This window comes from Bradyrhizobium sp. 142, assembly GCF_023074015.1.
GTDB lineage: Bacteria > Pseudomonadota > Alphaproteobacteria > Rhizobiales > Xanthobacteraceae > Bradyrhizobium.
In genome coordinates this window covers 1-16,212 of sequence record NZ_JADPKQ010000448.1, presented here as the reverse complement: position 1 = coordinate 16,212, position 16,212 = coordinate 1, and the positions used below count along the sequence as shown (strand labels likewise).

Below are 16,212 nucleotides of genomic sequence, written 5' to 3'. Positions count from 1 at the left end.
GATGAACGGCCGAGACGATGCAGTCGGGCCGTCGCCCTTCGAGGGCCGCTGAAGAAGCGGCCACCTCAGGGTGGACGGTGATACCGCTGTATTCACCGCAGCTTGTTCAACAGCGCCATCAGCGTCTCGCGCTCTTTGGCGTCGAGGGGCGCCAGCGTCTCGCGGGTGATGGCCAGCGCATTCGGCGAGACCTTCTCCGCAAGCTGCTGGCCGGCGCGCGTCAGGCTCACCAAAAGCCGCCGACCATCTTCGGGATCCTGGCTCGTCTCGGTCAGACCACGCGCCGTCAGCCGGTCGATCACGCCCTTGATCGTCGCGACGTCCATCGCCGTCAACCGCCCGAGCTGGTTCTGCGAGCACGGTCCGGTCTCGGCGAGCTTCGACAGCGCCGCCCATTGCGTCGGCGTGATGTTGGTGCCGATGTCGCGGGCGAAGATCGAGCTGTGGCGTTGCCAGACCTGGCGCAGGATGAAGCCGACCTGTTCGTCGAGCACGTAGGAGGGCTTCGCCTGCTTGACGCTTTTCTTCACCGCAACGCTTCTTGCCATCGACTACCCGTCCTCCTCACAACGACAGATGCGCATCGCGGATATCCGGGCGCGCGTCGAGCTCGGCCATGGTGCCGCCGAAGCAGATGCGGCCGCGCTCGATGATATAGGCGCGGTCAGAGATCAAGCGCGCAAAGTGCAAATTCTGCTCGGAGACGACGATGCTGACGCCCTCCTTCTTCATGGTCAGGATGGCATCGACCATCTGCTCCACGATCTTCGGTGACAGCCCCTCCGACGGCTCGTCGAGCAGCACCAGCGACGGGTTGCCCATCAGCGTGCGCGCGATGGTCAGCATCTGCTGCTCGCCGCCGCTCATGCGGCCGCCCGGGCGGTTGCGCATCTCAGCCAAATTCGGAAACAAGGTGAACAGCTTTTCGCGGGTCCAGGATGGTGCGTTCGGACGCTTCGGCTGGCGGCCGACCTCCAGGTTCTCCTCGACCGTAAGATCGGTGAAGATGCGTCGCTCTTCCGGCACATAGCCGAGACCGCCGCGGACGATCTCATGCGTCGGCCGCACCGAGACGTCCTTGCCCTCGAACACGATGCGGCCGGAGCGCTGCGCCACGAGGCCGACGATCGAGCGGAACGTCGTCGACTTGCCGGCGCCGTTGCGCCCGAGCAGCGCAACCACCTCGCCTTCGCCGACCTCGAAGCCGATATCGAACAGGATATGCGCCGGACCGTAATGGCTGTTGAGCGCCTCGACCGTCAGCTTCATGCCGAAGCTCCCTCGCGATGGCGGGAATCGTAGACGAGGCCTTCGCCGAGATAGACCGCCTGCACCTGCGGATTGCCGCGCACCTCGGCCGGCGAGCCCTCGGCGATCAGCGTGCCGCGGTTGAGCACGAGGATGCGGTCGGCATGCTCGAACACCACGTCCATGTCGTGCTCGGTGAAGAGCACGCCGATCGACTTTTCCCGCGCGATCTGCGCGGTCAGACGCATCAGGTCGACGCGCTCGCGCGGCGCCATGCCGGCGGTCGGCTCATCCATCAGCAGCAGTTTCGGCTGGTTGGCGAGCGCCACCGCAAGCTCGAGCCGCTTGAGGTCGCCATAAGCGAGCTCGCCGCACGGACGATCCGCGTAGCCGCCCATGCCGACCAGCTCAAGCAGACGGCCGGCCTCGCTGCGGTCGAAATTCGGCGCCGAGCCCCAGATATTGAATAATTGCTTTCCGTGCGATATCAGCGCGACCTGCACGTTCTCCCGCACCGTCATGGTTGCGAACGTCGCGGTGATCTGGAACGTGCGCCCCACCCCCATCCGCCAGATCTCGCGCGGCTTCTTGCCCGTAGTGTCCTCGCCGAGAAGACGGACATGCCCCGTGTCCGGCCTGTTCTGACCGTTGAGCATGTCGAAGCAGGTGCTTTTTCCCGCACCGTTCGGACCGATCAGCGCCAAAATTTCGCCCGCGCGCAGCGAGAACGAGACGCCGCGCACGGCATGGATGCCGCCGTAGGATTTACTCAGGCCTTCGACCGCGAGAAGTGGGGGGGCGACGCTCATTCGGCGGACCCGATCGGCTTGGCAAGCAGGGTTGCCCCCGGCGGCGACGTGCTCTTGCGCCGTTGCGCAAGCATCTCCAGCATGCCGACGATTCCCTTGGGGAAGACGACCACGATCAGCACGATGAAGCCGCCGAGCACCAGTTTCGACAGATCGGTCTGGCTGACCAGCCAGATATTGAGCGCCTTGTAGACGATCGCCCCGATCACCCCGCCCGACACCGTCTCGACGCCGCCGAGCAGCACCATGACCAGCGCGTCGACCGAGAGCGAGATGCCGAGATTGTCGGGAAAGACGCTGCCCTTCAGGTAGGCGAACAGCGCGCCACCGATTCCGGCTGTCGTTCCTGCGATCACGAATGCCGTCCACTGCATGCGCTTGACGTTGACGCCAATGGCTTCGCTGCGCAGCGCAGAATCCCGCGTTGCGCGCAAGCCGTAGCCGAACGGAGAGAACACCGCCATGCGCAGCGCGACCGTCACCAGGGCGGCGACACCGAGCGCCAGCCAATAGAAATGCGACGGGCTCGCGGCCCATTTCTCCGGCCACACGCCCAAAATGCCGTTGTCGCCGCCGGTCACGCTCACCCATTGGAACGCGATCGACCAGACGATCTGCGCAAAGGCGAGCGTCAGCATCGCAAAGTAGACGCCCGAGAGCTGCACGGCGAAGAAGCCGAACGCGGCGGCGCCCATGCAGCCAAGCAACGGCCCGAGCAAGAGGCACACGATCATCGGCAAGCCCGCCATCTTGGCAAGGAAGGCGACGCCATAGGCGCCGAGGCCGAAATAGGCGGCGTGGCCAAAGGACGCGAGCCCGCCGACCGCCATCAGGAAATGCAGGCTGACGGCGAAGATCACGAAGATCGCGATCTCCGAGCCGACCGTCAGCGCATAATTGCCGGCGAAGAGCGGCAGCGTCGCGGCGATGACGAGTGCTGCAAGCGCAGCCAGCCGCTGGTTCGACGTCAGCGGCCGCCACGGATTGACGGTCAGGCCCGGCGTCTTGCGGGCGGGCGCCTCGGGCCTGCCGAACAGGCCCCAGGGCCGCACGATCAGCACCACTGCCATCACCAGGAAGACCAGGATGATGGAGATTTTCGGAAAGATCAGGATGCCGAAGGCGTTGAGCTCGGACACCAGCACCGCCGCAACGAAGGCGCCGATGATGCTGCCGAGTCCGCCGATCACGACGACGACGAAGACCTCGACGATGATGCGCAGGTCCATCGCGTGATGCACGGCATCGCGCGGGATCTGGAGCGCGCCGCCGAGCGCGGCCAGGAATACGCCGACCGCAAACACGCTCGTGAACAGCCATTTCTGATTGACGCCGAGCGCCGCCACCATGTCGCGGTCCTGGGTCGCTGCGCGCACCAGCACGCCCCAGCGCGTGCGCTGAAACAAGAGCCAGAGAATGCCGAGCACGACCGGCCCGAGCACGATCAGGAACAAATCGTAGCTCGGGATGTTCTGGCCGAAGAAATCGACGGCACCCTTGAAGCCCGGGGCGCGGCGGCCGACGAGATCATCAGGCCCCCAGATCAGGACCACGAGATCCTCGACCATCAGGGTCAGACCGAAAGTCGCGAGCAGCTGGAACAGCTCGGGGGCGTGATAGATGCGGCGGAGCAACACCATCTCGACGATGACGCCGATCAGCGCCACGGCAAACGCGGCGGCAACAATACTGCCCCAGAAGCCGAACGTCCCCGAAAAACGCTCCGTCAGGGTAAAGGCGACGTAGGCGCCAATCATATAGAAGGCACCGTGCGCGAAATTCACGATCCGCGTCACGCCGAAAATGATCGACAGGCCCGACGCCACCAGGAACAGCGACGCGGCACTGGCGAGACCGGTCAGAAACTGTACGACATAAAAGGCCATCGGCGGTCCGGTTAGGTAGGTCGGTAAGGGGCTTCATCCTTCGAGACGGCGCTGCGCGCCTCCTCAGGATGAGGTCCGGGATCCTCATGGTGAGGAGCGCGGCAACGCCGCGCGTCTCGAACCATGAGGCCCCGGGTCTCTTGCATCAATCCTTCGGACGCAGCTTCTCGACCTCGGCGTCGCTTGGCAAATAGTCCGAGCCCTTCTTGTAAGAAGAGTCCACCATCACGCCCTTGCCGTCCTTCAGTGCGGTCTTGCCGACATAGGCGCCGAGCGTCGACTGGTGATCGATCTTGCGGAAGGTGATCTCGCCCAGCGGCGACGACATCGACAGCCCTTCCGCCGCGGCAATCAGCTTCTCCGGATCGGTGGAGCCGGCCTTCGCCAGAATCGCCGCCGCCGACTTGATGGTCTGGTAGCCGACGATCGAGCCAAGACGCGGATAGTCGTTGTACTTGGCCTGATAGGCCTTCAGGAACGCATCATGCTCGGGCGTCTTGATCGAGTACCAGGGATAGCCGGTGACGATCCAGCCTTCCGGCGTCTCCTCCTTGAGCGGATCGAGATATTCGGGCTCGCCGGTCAGGAACGAGACGACCTCACGTCCCTTGAACAGGCCGCGGGTGTTGCCTTCGCGCACGAGCTTGACGAGGTCGGCGCCGAAGGTGACGTTGAGGATCGCTTGGGGATTGGCCGCGGCAACAGCCTGCACCACGGGGCCTGCGTCGATCTTGCCCTGCGGCGGCCACTGCTCGTCGACCCACTGGATGTCAGGCCGTTTTTCCGACATCAGCTTCTTGAACACCGCGACGGCGGACTGGCCGTATTCATAGTTCGGCGCGATCGTCGCCCAGCGCTTGGCCGGCAGCTTGCTGGCGGCTTCCACCAGCATCGCCGCCTGCATGTAGTTCGAGGGACGCAGGCGGAATGTGTATTTGTTGCCCTTCGACCAGGTGACGGCGTCCGTCAGCGGCTCGGCCGCGAGAAAGAACACCTTCTTCTGGTTGGCGAAGTCGCTGACGGCAAGACCGATGTTCGAGAGGAACGTGCCCGTGAGCATCGCCACGCCCTCGCTCGAGACCAGCTCGTTGGCCGCGGTCTGCGCATCGGCCGGTTTGCCGCCGTCGTCCTTGGAGACGACGACGAGCTTCTTGCCGTTGATGCCGCCGGCCGCGTTGATCTCCTCGACCGCGAGCTGCCATCCCTTGCGATAGGGCTCGGTGAAGGCCGGCAGCAGCGAATAGCTGTTGATCTCGCCGATCTTGATCTCCTGCGCCAAGGCCGAATGAGCCATGCCGCCCGCCAGAAGCGCGAAGGCCGCGCCGACAAAATAGTTTCTTGCTCGCATCCCAACCTCCAGTTTTGAATTTCACTGTTCCAGACCGTCGCTATCTCAGACCGTCTTCGCCCTTGATCTCCGCAACCGTGAGCCCGCCGACGCGCGGCAGCGGACGGCCGCTGTCGGTGACGGCGACCGCAACCATGATCTCGTTGGCGCGCGGGGCGTCATTGATCTGTACTTCCATGCCATCGAAATGACTACGCACGAAGGCTGCGTCCTTGTGACCAAGCGGAATGTCGAGCGTCGTACCGGGCCCGCTGCGCTTCTTCGAGGAGGGGATCAGCGCCGCGCCCTTGGTCAGCACCTTCCGCACCGGCGCGCCCATTTTGGGGTGAAGAATCGCGGCCGCATGTTCCAGCTCGCCATTCTCGCCAACGGCCGCCGCCTTGCCATAGCTCTGCACCTTCGAGCCCTCGATGCCGAGTGCGGCCACCGCGCGTTTGGACAGGAGATCCCCGAGCTCCTCGCCGATCGCGATCAGCGCCGCGAGATCTTCGACATACTTTCCGGCAAAGGGATTCTCGATGACGGCGATGGCCGCGGCGCGACGGGTCGGCGGCGACACGGGCCTGCCCATCTCCATCTGCGTCTCTTCGACGACGGTGACGATCTTGCGGATGATCGCGCTCATGACTGCCTCCCCGGCTCGCTTTCCTGCTCAGGCATGAACCGCGTTCTCCAGCACGGGCGGGCGCGATCGTTGCCGTTCAATATCTCTGGTCCCGATGACAAGCATATCACCACAAAGCCGCAACACGGCACCCTCGATCAGCCCGCGATCGAACAATTGCCGTGCACATTCCACGCCAGATTCCAGCGCCGCTGCGATTTCGGCCCGCGACAATTCACCGACTTCGCGGGTCACGAGACGCGCGCCGAGATCGCTGTCAGGCTGAAGCTCATTGGCCGGCCGCCGGACGACGGCGGGATGTCCGGGCAGATCGACAGCGTTGGCGATAACCGTCGCAGCCGCATCGGCCTGCGACGCGGTCGCCGCGAGCACCGTCACGGCGTCGGCAATTCCGAGCGAAAAACTGCGGCCGTGGCGACCACTGGTGGCGATCCCTCGTACGGCATCTTTCGCATCGATCCTCATCGTCTGCATCACGCCATCGCGATCGGGCCGGTCCATCAGGCCCACCGAAAAACGCTCGCCCTCGCCTAGATAGAGAGCAATATCGCCGCCATTGTTGACATAGGCCTGATCGAGCGATGCGGCGTTCAGCATCGCCCCCAGGACTTCCTCGGCGACGCTGCCGGCCACCGCCGCCATCGGCGTGATGAAGCAATCGGCAGCATAGGGCGCGACGGCGGTATACATGCGGCGCGCAACAACACCGTTCAGCGCGCACTTTCCACGTTGCGCCGCCTTACGAAGTTCCGGCAACTCCACGCAAAGCTCGTCGAGCAATCCGGTGAACCGCCGGGCCGCCGCCTCATAAGCCGCCCGGACCCCACCGGCGTCTCCCCTCGCCTCCACGATCAGATCGATCGGACCATCCTGCAAATGCAGCCGCCGGCCATCAGACAGCAATGCGATTTGCGGGAGCCTTGTCATGCCGGGCGCCCCGGAATCGGGTTCTGCCAGGGCAATTGGCGGACATCATCGCCGCTCCTCACCTCGGCGAGTGGCTTCACATAATCCATGTGCCCGCCGAGCGCGGCATAGTCGGACAGCCTCATCGTGAACTCGATCGGCGCGACCAGCGCCGGCGTCGGCACGTAACCGAATGCGCCTGAAGGCATCTGCGTCACGTCGACCATGTAGGTGATGCCGCCACCGGGCCAGACATAGACCGGCGCACCGCCGCTGCTGACGCGGGTCAGCGCGTCCTTCACTGAGCGCGTCAGCCGCACCGGATTGTCGGTGACGCCCGCGCGCAGCGAGCCGCCGGCACCGGCCATGAACAGCACCGTGCACAGCGCCGGCTCGCAATTCTCCTGGATCCGCTCGACCGAGAATTTCAAATCGGCAGGCATCTCGGTCTCGACCGGCTTCAAGGCCTCGTCGAGCACGTAATAGGACGAATGCTCGCCGGTGGTGGAGACCATCAGCATGGTCAGGCCGGCCTTGGCTTGCTTGACGTCGAATGGCCCGAGAATCGACAGCGGATCGGAGATGTTGGTGCCGCCCCAGCCCGTGCCGGGATCGGCGACCTGGAAATAGCGGCCCGGCGTCGAGCGGCGCCCCTTCATCTTGATGCCGGTGTCGGCGATATCAAGCAGTTTGCCGGCTTGGTGCTCGCTAAGCACGCCGGTGATATGATCGTCGACCACGACGACCTCGTCGACCTTACCGTGCCATTGCTTGGCGAACATGCCAATCGTCGCCGAGCCGCAGCCGACGCGCATGCGCTCTTCCCTGACGCCGTTGACGATCGGTGGCTGGCCGGCCTGCACCACCACGCTGGCGCCGCCGTCGATGGTGAGCTCGACCGCCTTGCAGTTGGCGAGATCCATCAGCGTGTCACAGGTGACGCGGCCCTCTTTCTTGGAGCCGCCGGTCAGATGGTGCACGCCGCCGAGCGACAGCATCTGCGAGCCGTATTCGCTGGTCGTGACGTGGCCGACCGCCTCGCCCTGCGCACGGACGGTCGCGGTCTCCGGCCCGAGATAGCGGTCGGTGTCGATCTTCACCTTGACGCCGCAATAGGAGAAGATGCCCTCGGTGACGACCGTCACCATATCGACGCCGTCGACTTCTGCGGAGACGATGAACGGTGCCGGCTTGTAATCGGGATAGGTGGTCCCGGCGCCGATCGCGGTCACGAAGGTCGAGGGCCCGTGGACGATCTTGCCGTCCCAATCCTCGGTGCGGCTGAACGGCACCAGCTTGCCGCCCTGCGACACCGTGCGCTCGAGAATCACGTGCGGATCGACGCGGACGAGCTTGCCGTCATGATTGGCGTAGCGGTCGCAGGCGCCCGCCGCACCCGGCTTGATGTAGCACATCACCGGACAGGCATCGCAGCGGATCTTGTCGTTGGCGGCGCTCGTCGTTTCAGTCACCATGTGCAAGCCAGCGGATCAAGGGACTTATCATTCGTATACGAACGATGTTGCGCGCGCTCCGGATGGCTGTCAAGCGGCGGTGCCGCGAAATGACGCCGCTGCCGAATAAACCCTCATTTGCGTGCCGGCTCTGTCCACAAAGCGAGCAGTTGCGCTGCACCGCGGCATGCCGGCTTGCACGTTCGTGTACAAACGGTATCGTCGGGGCGTACATTTTTTGCGACCGTGTCGTCGCGGGGGCATGACGGGCCGACTTGAGAACGAGGATGACGCAGAAACCGATCCGCCTCACAGTGAATGGCAGCATCCACGACGTCGCGGCCGCGCCGCAGACACCGTTGCTCTACGTGCTGCGCAACGATCTGGCGCTCAACGGTCCGAAATATGGCTGCGGCCTTGGCGAATGCGGCACCTGTACTGTCCTGATCGACGGCGCCGCGGCACGCTCCTGTGTCATTCCGATCATCGGTTGCGAAGGGCGCAACATCGTGACGCTCGAAGGACTCGGCACGCGTGACAAGCCGGATGCGGTCCAGCAGGCCTTCATCGACGAACAGGCAGCGCAATGCGGCTATTGTCTGAGCGGCATGATCATGACCGCCAAGGCGCTGCTCGCGCTCAACCCGCAACCGACCGAGCAGGAGGCGATGGCGGCGCTGCGCTATAATCTCTGCCGCTGCGGCACGCATGTCGAGATTGTTCGTGCGGTGATGCGGGCGTCCGGCCAGCTTGCCGAGGCTGGTGATTGATGGCCTCCCCTGTCTCGACCGAAACTGAGCGGCCATCGGGTTCGCTTGTCGTCGTCCGCACCGTGGACGAGATCACATCCGAGACCTTCGTTCGCATCACCGCGGACGGTTCGGTCACCGCCTATAACGGCCATGTCGATCTCGGCACGGGCATCCGCACAGCGCTGGGCCAGATCGTCGCCGAAGAGCTCGATGTGTCCTTTGCGCGGGTCGTCGTCGTGCTCGGCGATACGGCCGTAGTGCCCAACCAGGGCGCGACCATCGCCAGCGAAACCATCCAGATTACCGCCGTGCCGCTACGCAAGGCGGCCGCACAAGCGCGGCATTTCCTGGTCGCACGCGCGGCCGAACGACTGGAATTGCCGGCCGCCGATCTCCGGATCGAGGACGGCCTCGTGCGGGGTCACGACAATCGCAGCGTCAGCTACGGCGAACTCATCGGCGGCGAGACGATCCGTCTCGAGCTTCTCGATGACGTCGCGGTCAAGGCCGTCAGCGACTATGCCATCGTCGGCCAGTCGATGCCTCGCGTCGATCTGCCGGCCAAAGCCACGGGCGAGCTGACCTTCGTGCACGACATCCGCGTGCCCGGCATGCTGCACGGCCGCGTCATCCGTCCGCCCTATGCCGGCGTCGATGCCGGACCGTTCGTCGGCACCAGCCTGGTGGCGGTCGACGAATCCTCGGTGCGCGACATCCCCGGCCTCGTCGCCATCGTGCGCATCGGCGATTTCGTCGGCGTGGTCGCCGAGCGCGAAGAGAACGCGATTTTGGCCGCCATGCAGCTCAAGCTGAGCTGGAAGCCGACGCCTGCGCTTACCGATCTGGCCGACGTCGAGCAGGCGCTGCGCGCCAATCCTTCGACGCCGCGCACGCTGATCGACAAGGGCGACGTTGACGCTGCAATCGCCGACGCCGCCAGTCCGATGCCGCGGACCTATGTATGGCCGTATCAGATGCACGCCTCGATCGGCCCCTCCTGCGCGGTCGCAGATTTTCAAGACGGCAACATCCGGGTCTGGTCGGGCACGCAGAACTCCCATTTGCTGCGCGGCGACCTTGCGCTGCTGATCGAGCGCCCCGAAAGCGAAATCGAGGTGATCCGGCTGGAGGCGGCCGGCTGCTACGGCCGCAACTGCGCCGACGACGTCACGGCCGACGCGCTGCTGTTGTCGCGCGCGGTCGGCAGGCCCGTACGCGTGCAGTTGACGCGCGAGCAGGAGCACGCCTGGGAGCCTAAGGGCACCGCGCAGCTCATCGACGTCAATGGCGGCCTGAACGCCGATGGCAGCGTCGCCGGTTACGATCTCGCCACACGCTACCCCTCGAACGCCGCCCCGACCCTGGCGCTGTTGCTGACGGGACGGATTTCGCCGGAGCCTGCGGTGCTGCAGATGGGCGATCGCACGGCGATCCCGCCTTACGATTACGATCACATGCGCGTCGTCGCACATGACATGGCGCCGATTGTGCGCGCGGCCTGGTTCCGCGGCGTGTCGGCGCTGCCGAACACCTTTGCCCACGAGTCCTATATCGACGAGCTCGCGGCCGAGGCCGGCGTCGATCCGATCGAATACCGCCTGCGCTATCTGAAAGACCAGCGCGCCGTCGATCTCGTCAACGCGGTCGCCGAGCGCGCGGGCTGGACGCCGCGGCCGGTGCGACAGGAACAGGACGGCGAGGTCGTGCATGGACGCGGCTTCGCCTACGCGCTCTACGTCCACAGCAAATTTCCCGGCTATGGCGCGGCGTGGTCGGCCTGGGTTGCCGACGTTGCCGTGAACAAGACGACGGGCGAAGTCAGCGTCACGCGGGTCGTCGCGGGGCAGGATTCCGGCTTGATGATCAATCCGGACGGCGTCCGCCACCAGATCCACGGCAACGTCATCCAGTCCACCAGCCGCGCGCTGATGGAAGAGGTCTCGTTCGAGCGCGGCGCGGTAGCCGCGCGCGAATGGGGCGCCTATCCGATCATCCCATTCCCCGATGTGCCCAAGATCGACGTGTTGATGCTGCCGCGGCCGGACCAGCCGCCGCTCGGCGTCGGCGAATCCGCATCGGTGCCGAGCGCGGCTGCGATCGCCAATGCGATCTTCGATGCCACCGGCGTGCGCTTTCGCGAGCCGCCGTTTACGCCCGAGCGCATTCTCAAGGGGCTGCACGGCGATAGTGCGGTCACACCGCAGGCGCTGCCCGCGCCCGCCACTTCGCAGTCGTCTCGCGTCTGGCAAAATCCGCTCGCTGGACGAACCGGCGTCTTCGCGGCGATTGCGGCAGTCGTCACGGCCGCTATCGGCATCGGTGCAGCGTGCCTTCCGGGCCGCGCCATTGCGCCGATCGCGCGTCCAGATGCGTCGGTCTATTCTGCCGCGACCATTGCGCGCGGTCAGCAATTGGCGGCGCTCGGCAATTGTGCGGAGTGCCACACCACGATCGGCGGTGCGCTCAACGCCGGCGGCCGGGCGCTGGAGACGCCGTTCGGCATCATCTACTCGACCAACATCACTCCCGACATCGAGACCGGCATCGGCGCCTGGTCCTATCCCGCCTTCGAGCGCGCGATGCGCGACGGGATCCATCGCGACGGACGGCAACTTTATCCAGCCTTCCCCTACACGCATTTTTCCAGGACGAGCGACGCCGACATGCAGGCGCTCTACGCCTATCTGATCGCGCAGCCGGCGGCGCGTGCGACAGCGCCGGCGAATACGCTCGCCTTCCCGTTCAACCTTCGCCCGCTGCTCGCGGGATGGAACGCGCTGTTTCACCAGACGCGCGAGCTCAAACCTGATTTCACCAAATCCGAGCTGTGGAATCGCGGCGCGTATCTGGTCGAAGGTCTCGGCCATTGCAGCGCCTGCCATTCGCCGCGCAATGCGCTCGGCGCCGAGCAGCGCGGCGCCTATCTCGCCGGCGGTTTTGCCGAGGGCTGGGAGGCGCCGCCGCTCACGTCGCTCTCGCATTCGCCGATGCCCTGGAGCGAGAACGACCTCTTCGCGTACTTGCGCACCGGCCATTCGCGCTATCACGGCGTCGCCGCAGGTCCAATGGCACCGGTCGTCAGGGATCTTGCCGCCCTCCCCGACCAGGACATTAGCGCGATGGCGGTCTATCTCGGCTCGTTCAACGATGCCGCGAGCAATGCGCAGGCGCAGGATGCGCATGCCGCCAGGCTCGAAGCCGCCACGCAAGTCACCTTCGCCTCGTCCACCGGCGCGCGGCTCTATCAGGGCGCCTGCGCCGTCTGCCATGAGGTCGGCGGTCTGCCGCTGTTCGGCAGCCGGCCCTCGCTCGCGCTCAACAGCAATCTGCACAGCGCATCGCCGGACAATCTCGTGCAGGTCATCCTGCACGGCATCAGCGAGCCTGCCTCCAGCGACCTCGGCTACATGCCGGCCTTCAGGCACAGCATGAGCGACGCGCAGATCGAGGAGCTCGTAACCTTCCTGCGCGGGCAGTTTGCGCCTGACAAGCCGGCTTGGACCGGCGTGCGCGAGACGATCACACGCGTGCGATCGTCCACGCATTAGATTAGCCGTGCTTCTTGACCTCCACCGGTGGCGTGCCGTGGGTGTGGAACGACTCGATCGTCTTCAATCCCCAGGCCTGGCCCTTCTTGCGCTCCTCCTCCGTCCATACGATCGGCTTCCAGTCCGGGGCGAGGATCAGGCGCGCGCCGGCATTGGCGACTTCGACGCGGTTGCCGCCGGGCTCGTAGACGTAGAGGAAGAAGGTCTGCTGGATCGCGTGCTTGTGCGGCCCAGTCTCGATATGGACGCCGTTCTCCAGGAAGATATCTGCAGCGCGAAGAATCTCTTCGCGGCTGTCGAGCGCGTAGGTGACGTGGTGGAAACGTCCGGGCACACCGGAATGGTCGAGTGAATAGGCGAAGTCGTAGCTCTTGTTTGACATCGTCAGCCACATCGCAGCTTCGCGGCCGTCATTGAGGACGATCTGCTCGGTGAGGCGGCAGCCGAGGTAGTTTTCGAAGAACTCGCGGTTGGCCTTGATGTCGGCGGCGAGACAGTTGAGGTGATCGAGGCGCCGCACATTGACGCCGCGCGCGGGAAAGCGCTGCGCCTGGTTCTTCAGTGCAGGCTTCAACTCCGGCGGCGCCTGATACCATTCGGTCTCGTAATAGAGCTCGACGATATGGCCGTCAGGATCGCGGCAGCGGAAGGTCGGTCCCTGCCCCATGTCGCCGTCGATCCAGCCGATGTCGAAGCCGGAGCCCTTGAGTGCCGCGACGCGACGCTCCAGCGCCTGCTGACTGCGCGCGCGCAGCGCCATGTGTTCCATGCCGGAGGTTTTCGACGCTGTCAGCTTGAGCGAATAACGCTCGTAATCGTCCCAGCCACGCAGATAGACCGACTCGTCCTTCTGCCCGCTTACGGTCATGCCCATGACGTCGACGAAGAATTTCAGGCTCTCGTCCGGCTTCGGCGTCAGCAGTTCCATGTGGCCGAGATGAGCGAGATCCAGGATCGGTTCGGGCTGCATGGTTTCCTCCAAGACGTTGGTGCGATCCACGTCACCGGATCGCGGGATCGGGCACGGCGCAACGACAATGCGTGCACATATACCCGGCGATTACTGACGGCCCTCCATTTGTACTAATGTACAAATGATTAGGTCTCGTCAACAAACCAAAGCGACCCTGTTCCGCACCCCGTGCCACGGTCGGTGTCCGCTTTGGCCGCACGGAAGCCCCCGGCCAGCTGCTCGAATGGTAAAATCTTCCTTAAGGGCATTTTCGGCCCACCGACCTCAAAATGCAGCTTTCTCCCGCCATTTCTCCCTGCAAGTATGCACTAGGAACAAATCTTGCCGGCCGAATTGTCGCGGATTTAACGAAGCACCGCCGCCTGCCGCTTAACCGTTTGTGCAGCGACCGCCGGGCATAGTCTGGGAGCAAATCTCCTCGTTCTTGCCAGGTTCATCCATCGTGACAGCTTTTGGACGCGTGATTTCGGTTCGCGGATCGCTCGCCAGGGTCGGGCTTTTGGCGGAAAGCCAAATGCCGATCTCGGAGGTGCGGGCGACCGTGGGCCGATTCGTCAGCATCCGCTGCGCCAGTTCGGTCATCGTCGCCATGATCACCGAGGTGTCCTGCGAGAATCTTTCGAGCGCCGACAACTACATCGCCATCGCGTCTGTCGATCTGCTCGGCGAAATCCTCAATGCGTCGGACAAAGCCAAATTCCAGCGTGGCGTGACCAACTATCCGACCATCGGAGATTCGGTCGACCTGATCACGAGCCAGGAGCTGCGCACGATCTATGCGCCGACCGGATCGGACCAGATCAATGTCGGTTTCCTGCAGCAGGACCGCTCGGTCGTCGCCTATGTCGATGTCGAGGAAATGCTGTCCAAGCATTTCGCGGTGCTGGGATCGACCGGCGTCGGCAAATCGACCGGTGTCTCGTTGCTGCTCAATGAGATCCTCAAGGCACGCCCGAACCTGCGCATCTTCCTGCTCGACGTGCACAACGAATATGGCCGCTGCTTCGGCGACCGCGCACTGGTGCTGAACCCGCGAAACCTCAAGCTGCCGTTCTGGCTGTTCAACTTCGAGGAAATCGTCGACGTGCTGTTCGCCGGCCGCGCCGGCGTGCCCGAGGAGCTCGACGTTCTCGCCGAGGTCATCCCGATCGCCAAGGGCGTCTACACGCAGTACCAGAATGCCGACCGCATCGGCTTGAAGCGCATCGATCCCAAGCAGATCGGCTTCACCGTCGACACGCCGGTGCCGTACCGCCTCGTCGACCTGATCTCGCTGATCGACGAGCGCATGGGCAAGCTGGAAAATCGCTCGTCGCGCATCATCTATCACAAGCTGATCTCCCGCATCGAGGCGGTCCGCAACGACCCGCGCTACGCCTTCATGTTCGACAACGCCAATGTCGGCGGCGACACCATGGCCGAAGTGATCAGCCATCTGTTCCGCCTGCCGGCCAACGGCAAGCCGATGACCGTGATGCAGCTCGCCGGCTTCCCGGCTGAAGTCATCGATTCCGTCGTCTCGGTGCTCTGCCGCATGGCTTTTGACTTCGGCCTGTGGAGCGACGGCGTCTCGCCGATGCTGTTCGTCTGCGAGGAGGCCCACCGCTACGCCTCTGCCGACCGCAATGTCGGCTTCGGGCCGACCCGCAAGGCGGTGTCGCGCATCGCCAAGGAAGGCCGTAAATACGGCGTCTATCTCGGCCTCATCACCCAGCGTCCGGCCGAGCTCGACGCCACCATCATCTCCCAATGCAACACGCTGTTCACGATGCGTCTTGCCAACGAACGCGACCAGGCGCTGCTCCGCGCCGCGGTGTCGGATGCGGCCGCGAATTTGCTATCCTTCGTGCCCTCGCTCGGCACCCGCGAGGTGCTGGCGTTCGGCGAAGGCGTCGCGCTGCCGACGCGGCTGCGCTTCAAGGAGGTGCCGCCGCACCAATTGCCGCGCGGCGAAGCCACCATCAGCAGCGTTCCCTCCGTGACCGCCGGTCACGACATGCATTTCGTCGGTGCCGTGCTCGAACGCTGGCGCGGCGCCACCTCGCAGCGCGACGTGCCGAACGATCCGGTGTTCTCGGCGCCGCCCGCCAAGACGCTGGCGAGCGCCGAAGCGCCGATGCTGCAGCCCTCGATGGGGCTGGATCCGGACCGCTTCTCGCTGCTGAAGAAGCCCCTGCGATAAGGGCGCGCTAGTCCCCCAACTTCGTCACTGCGAGCGCAGCGGTCGCGGTAGGGACGCTCATTGCTGAGCGCCCCCCGCACAGATCCGTATGTGCGGCTTTCCCGCATACGGCTCCCACCTCGGGTGAGTGACGGCGAAGCGTGCTCGCGGCCAAGGATGACGGATGTTGGGCCTGGGGAGGCAGTCACAGGCGAGGCGACTGATCGTCTCCCACCCCATGCCATCGGTCTGGCTGCGGCGCCGGAGCGTGCGTCTCCAGAGTTCGATGACGAAGAAGCGGAAGGCGCTGAGCGCCCGACTGTTGGTCGGCACCGCATGGTCGTTGAAGTAGCCGGTGACGACCTGCCGCAGCCATTTACCCTGTTCGAGAACTGGCTGATGCTGCGCCGTCGCAGCTCCCGCTTCACGGCTTTCAACTTTGCCCGCATGCGATCGCGGCGAGACTTGCGCCTGATCTGGAACTCGCCTCGTCTGGATCGGC

13 protein-coding genes are annotated in these 16,212 nt (G+C 64.7%); 4 read left to right on the top strand and 9 right to left on the bottom strand.

Going from position 1 to position 16,212, the window contains the following annotated elements; genetic code table 11:
• Positions 1-92: 92 nt before the first annotated feature.
• The 8 genes from IVA82_RS41025 to IVA82_RS40990 all read right to left on the bottom strand — a co-directional run bounded on the left by IVA82_RS41025 (position 93) and on the right by IVA82_RS40990 (position 8,297).
• Positions 93-548 (bottom strand): MarR family transcriptional regulator, encoded by a 456-nt coding sequence (locus IVA82_RS41025; RefSeq protein ID WP_247385999.1) that lies wholly within the window; start codon positions 546-548, stop codon positions 93-95.
• A 16-nt stretch (positions 549-564) separates the two neighbouring features.
• Positions 565-1,269: an ABC transporter ATP-binding protein gene (locus IVA82_RS41020; RefSeq protein ID WP_247385997.1), complete on the bottom strand. Its 705-nt coding sequence runs from the start codon at positions 1,267-1,269 to the stop codon at positions 565-567.
• Entirely contained in the window at positions 1,266-2,057 is a 792-nt protein-coding gene (locus IVA82_RS41015; protein WP_247385995.1) for an ABC transporter ATP-binding protein, read from the bottom strand. The genes IVA82_RS41020 and IVA82_RS41015 overlap by 4 nt, the downstream gene beginning before the upstream one ends.
• Positions 2,054-3,943, bottom strand: coding sequence for an ABC transporter permease (locus IVA82_RS41010; protein WP_247385992.1), 1,890 nt, complete (start codon positions 3,941-3,943; stop codon positions 2,054-2,056). Before IVA82_RS41010 ends, IVA82_RS41015 begins: the two co-directional genes overlap by 4 nt.
• Before the next feature lie 145 nt (positions 3,944-4,088).
• A complete protein-coding gene (locus IVA82_RS41005) occupies positions 4,089-5,291 on the bottom strand; it encodes an ABC transporter substrate-binding protein (RefSeq protein ID WP_247385990.1) in 1,203 nt (400 codons plus the stop codon).
• 40 nt (positions 5,292-5,331) lie between these two features.
• The gene (locus tag IVA82_RS41000) at positions 5,332-5,916 is read right to left on the bottom strand and encodes an amino acid synthesis family protein (RefSeq protein WP_247385988.1); all 585 of its coding nucleotides are present in this window, start codon (positions 5,914-5,916) and stop codon (positions 5,332-5,334) included.
• 27 nt (positions 5,917-5,943) lie between these two features.
• Positions 5,944-6,843, bottom strand: a complete 900-nt coding sequence (locus IVA82_RS40995) for a UPF0280 family protein (protein WP_247385986.1) — start codon at positions 6,841-6,843, stop codon at positions 5,944-5,946.
• Positions 6,840-8,297 carry a 6-hydroxynicotinate reductase gene (locus IVA82_RS40990; protein ID WP_247385984.1) on the bottom strand — a complete coding sequence of 486 codons (1,458 nt, stop codon included), beginning with the start codon at positions 8,295-8,297 and terminating at the stop codon, positions 6,840-6,842. The genes IVA82_RS40995 and IVA82_RS40990 overlap by 4 nt, the downstream gene beginning before the upstream one ends.
• A gap of 266 nt (positions 8,298-8,563) precedes the next feature.
• Between IVA82_RS40990 and IVA82_RS40985 the strand changes: the two genes are divergently transcribed.
• Positions 8,564-9,046: a (2Fe-2S)-binding protein gene (locus IVA82_RS40985; protein WP_247385982.1), complete on the top strand. Its 483-nt coding sequence runs from the start codon at positions 8,564-8,566 to the stop codon at positions 9,044-9,046.
• A complete protein-coding gene (locus IVA82_RS40980) occupies positions 9,046-12,576 on the top strand; it encodes a molybdopterin cofactor-binding domain-containing protein (RefSeq protein WP_247385981.1) in 3,531 nt (1,176 codons plus the stop codon). The genes IVA82_RS40985 and IVA82_RS40980 overlap by 1 nt, the downstream gene beginning before the upstream one ends.
• A 1-nt stretch (position 12,577) precedes the next feature.
• Here IVA82_RS40980 and IVA82_RS40975 read toward each other — a convergent pair whose 3' ends face one another.
• On the bottom strand, positions 12,578-13,546 hold the full coding sequence (locus IVA82_RS40975) for a catechol 2,3-dioxygenase (protein WP_247385978.1): 969 nt from the start codon (positions 13,544-13,546) through the stop codon (positions 12,578-12,580).
• Positions 13,547-13,991: 445 nt separating this feature from the next.
• On the opposite strand from IVA82_RS40975, the gene IVA82_RS40970 reads away from it, so the two are divergent.
• Positions 13,992-15,731 (top strand): DUF87 domain-containing protein, encoded by a 1,740-nt coding sequence (locus tag IVA82_RS40970; RefSeq protein ID WP_148743211.1) that lies wholly within the window; start codon positions 13,992-13,994, stop codon positions 15,729-15,731.
• Positions 15,732-15,887: 156 nt separating this feature from the next.
• The coding region (locus IVA82_RS40965; RefSeq protein WP_247493871.1) for a hypothetical protein at positions 15,888-16,212 on the top strand (325 nt) is incomplete at its 3' end.

Excerpts from the sequence above, each read along its gene's own strand:
- IVA82_RS40985 (WP_247385982.1), top strand. The coding sequence starts at position 8,564 with ATGACGCAGAAACCGATCCGCCTCACAGTGAATGGCAGCATCCACGAC.
- IVA82_RS41010 (WP_247385992.1), bottom strand. The coding sequence starts at position 3,943 with ATGGCCTTTTATGTCGTACAGTTTCTGACCGGTCTCGCCAGTGCCGCG.
- IVA82_RS40995 (WP_247385986.1), bottom strand. The coding sequence starts at position 6,843 with ATGACAAGGCTCCCGCAAATCGCATTGCTGTCTGATGGCCGGCGGCTG.
- IVA82_RS40975 (WP_247385978.1), bottom strand. The coding sequence starts at position 13,546 with ATGCAGCCCGAACCGATCCTGGATCTCGCTCATCTCGGCCACATGGAA.
- IVA82_RS40990 (WP_247385984.1), bottom strand. The coding sequence starts at position 8,297 with ATGGTGACTGAAACGACGAGCGCCGCCAACGACAAGATCCGCTGCGAT.
- IVA82_RS41020 (WP_247385997.1), bottom strand. The coding sequence starts at position 1,269 with ATGAAGCTGACGGTCGAGGCGCTCAACAGCCATTACGGTCCGGCGCAT.
- IVA82_RS41015 (WP_247385995.1), bottom strand. The coding sequence starts at position 2,057 with ATGAGCGTCGCCCCCCCACTTCTCGCGGTCGAAGGCCTGAGTAAATCC.
- IVA82_RS41000 (WP_247385988.1), bottom strand. The coding sequence starts at position 5,916 with ATGAGCGCGATCATCCGCAAGATCGTCACCGTCGTCGAAGAGACGCAG.
- IVA82_RS40980 (WP_247385981.1), top strand. The coding sequence starts at position 9,046 with ATGGCCTCCCCTGTCTCGACCGAAACTGAGCGGCCATCGGGTTCGCTT.
- IVA82_RS41025 (WP_247385999.1), bottom strand. The coding sequence starts at position 548 with ATGGCAAGAAGCGTTGCGGTGAAGAAAAGCGTCAAGCAGGCGAAGCCC.
- IVA82_RS41005 (WP_247385990.1), bottom strand. The coding sequence starts at position 5,291 with ATGCGAGCAAGAAACTATTTTGTCGGCGCGGCCTTCGCGCTTCTGGCG.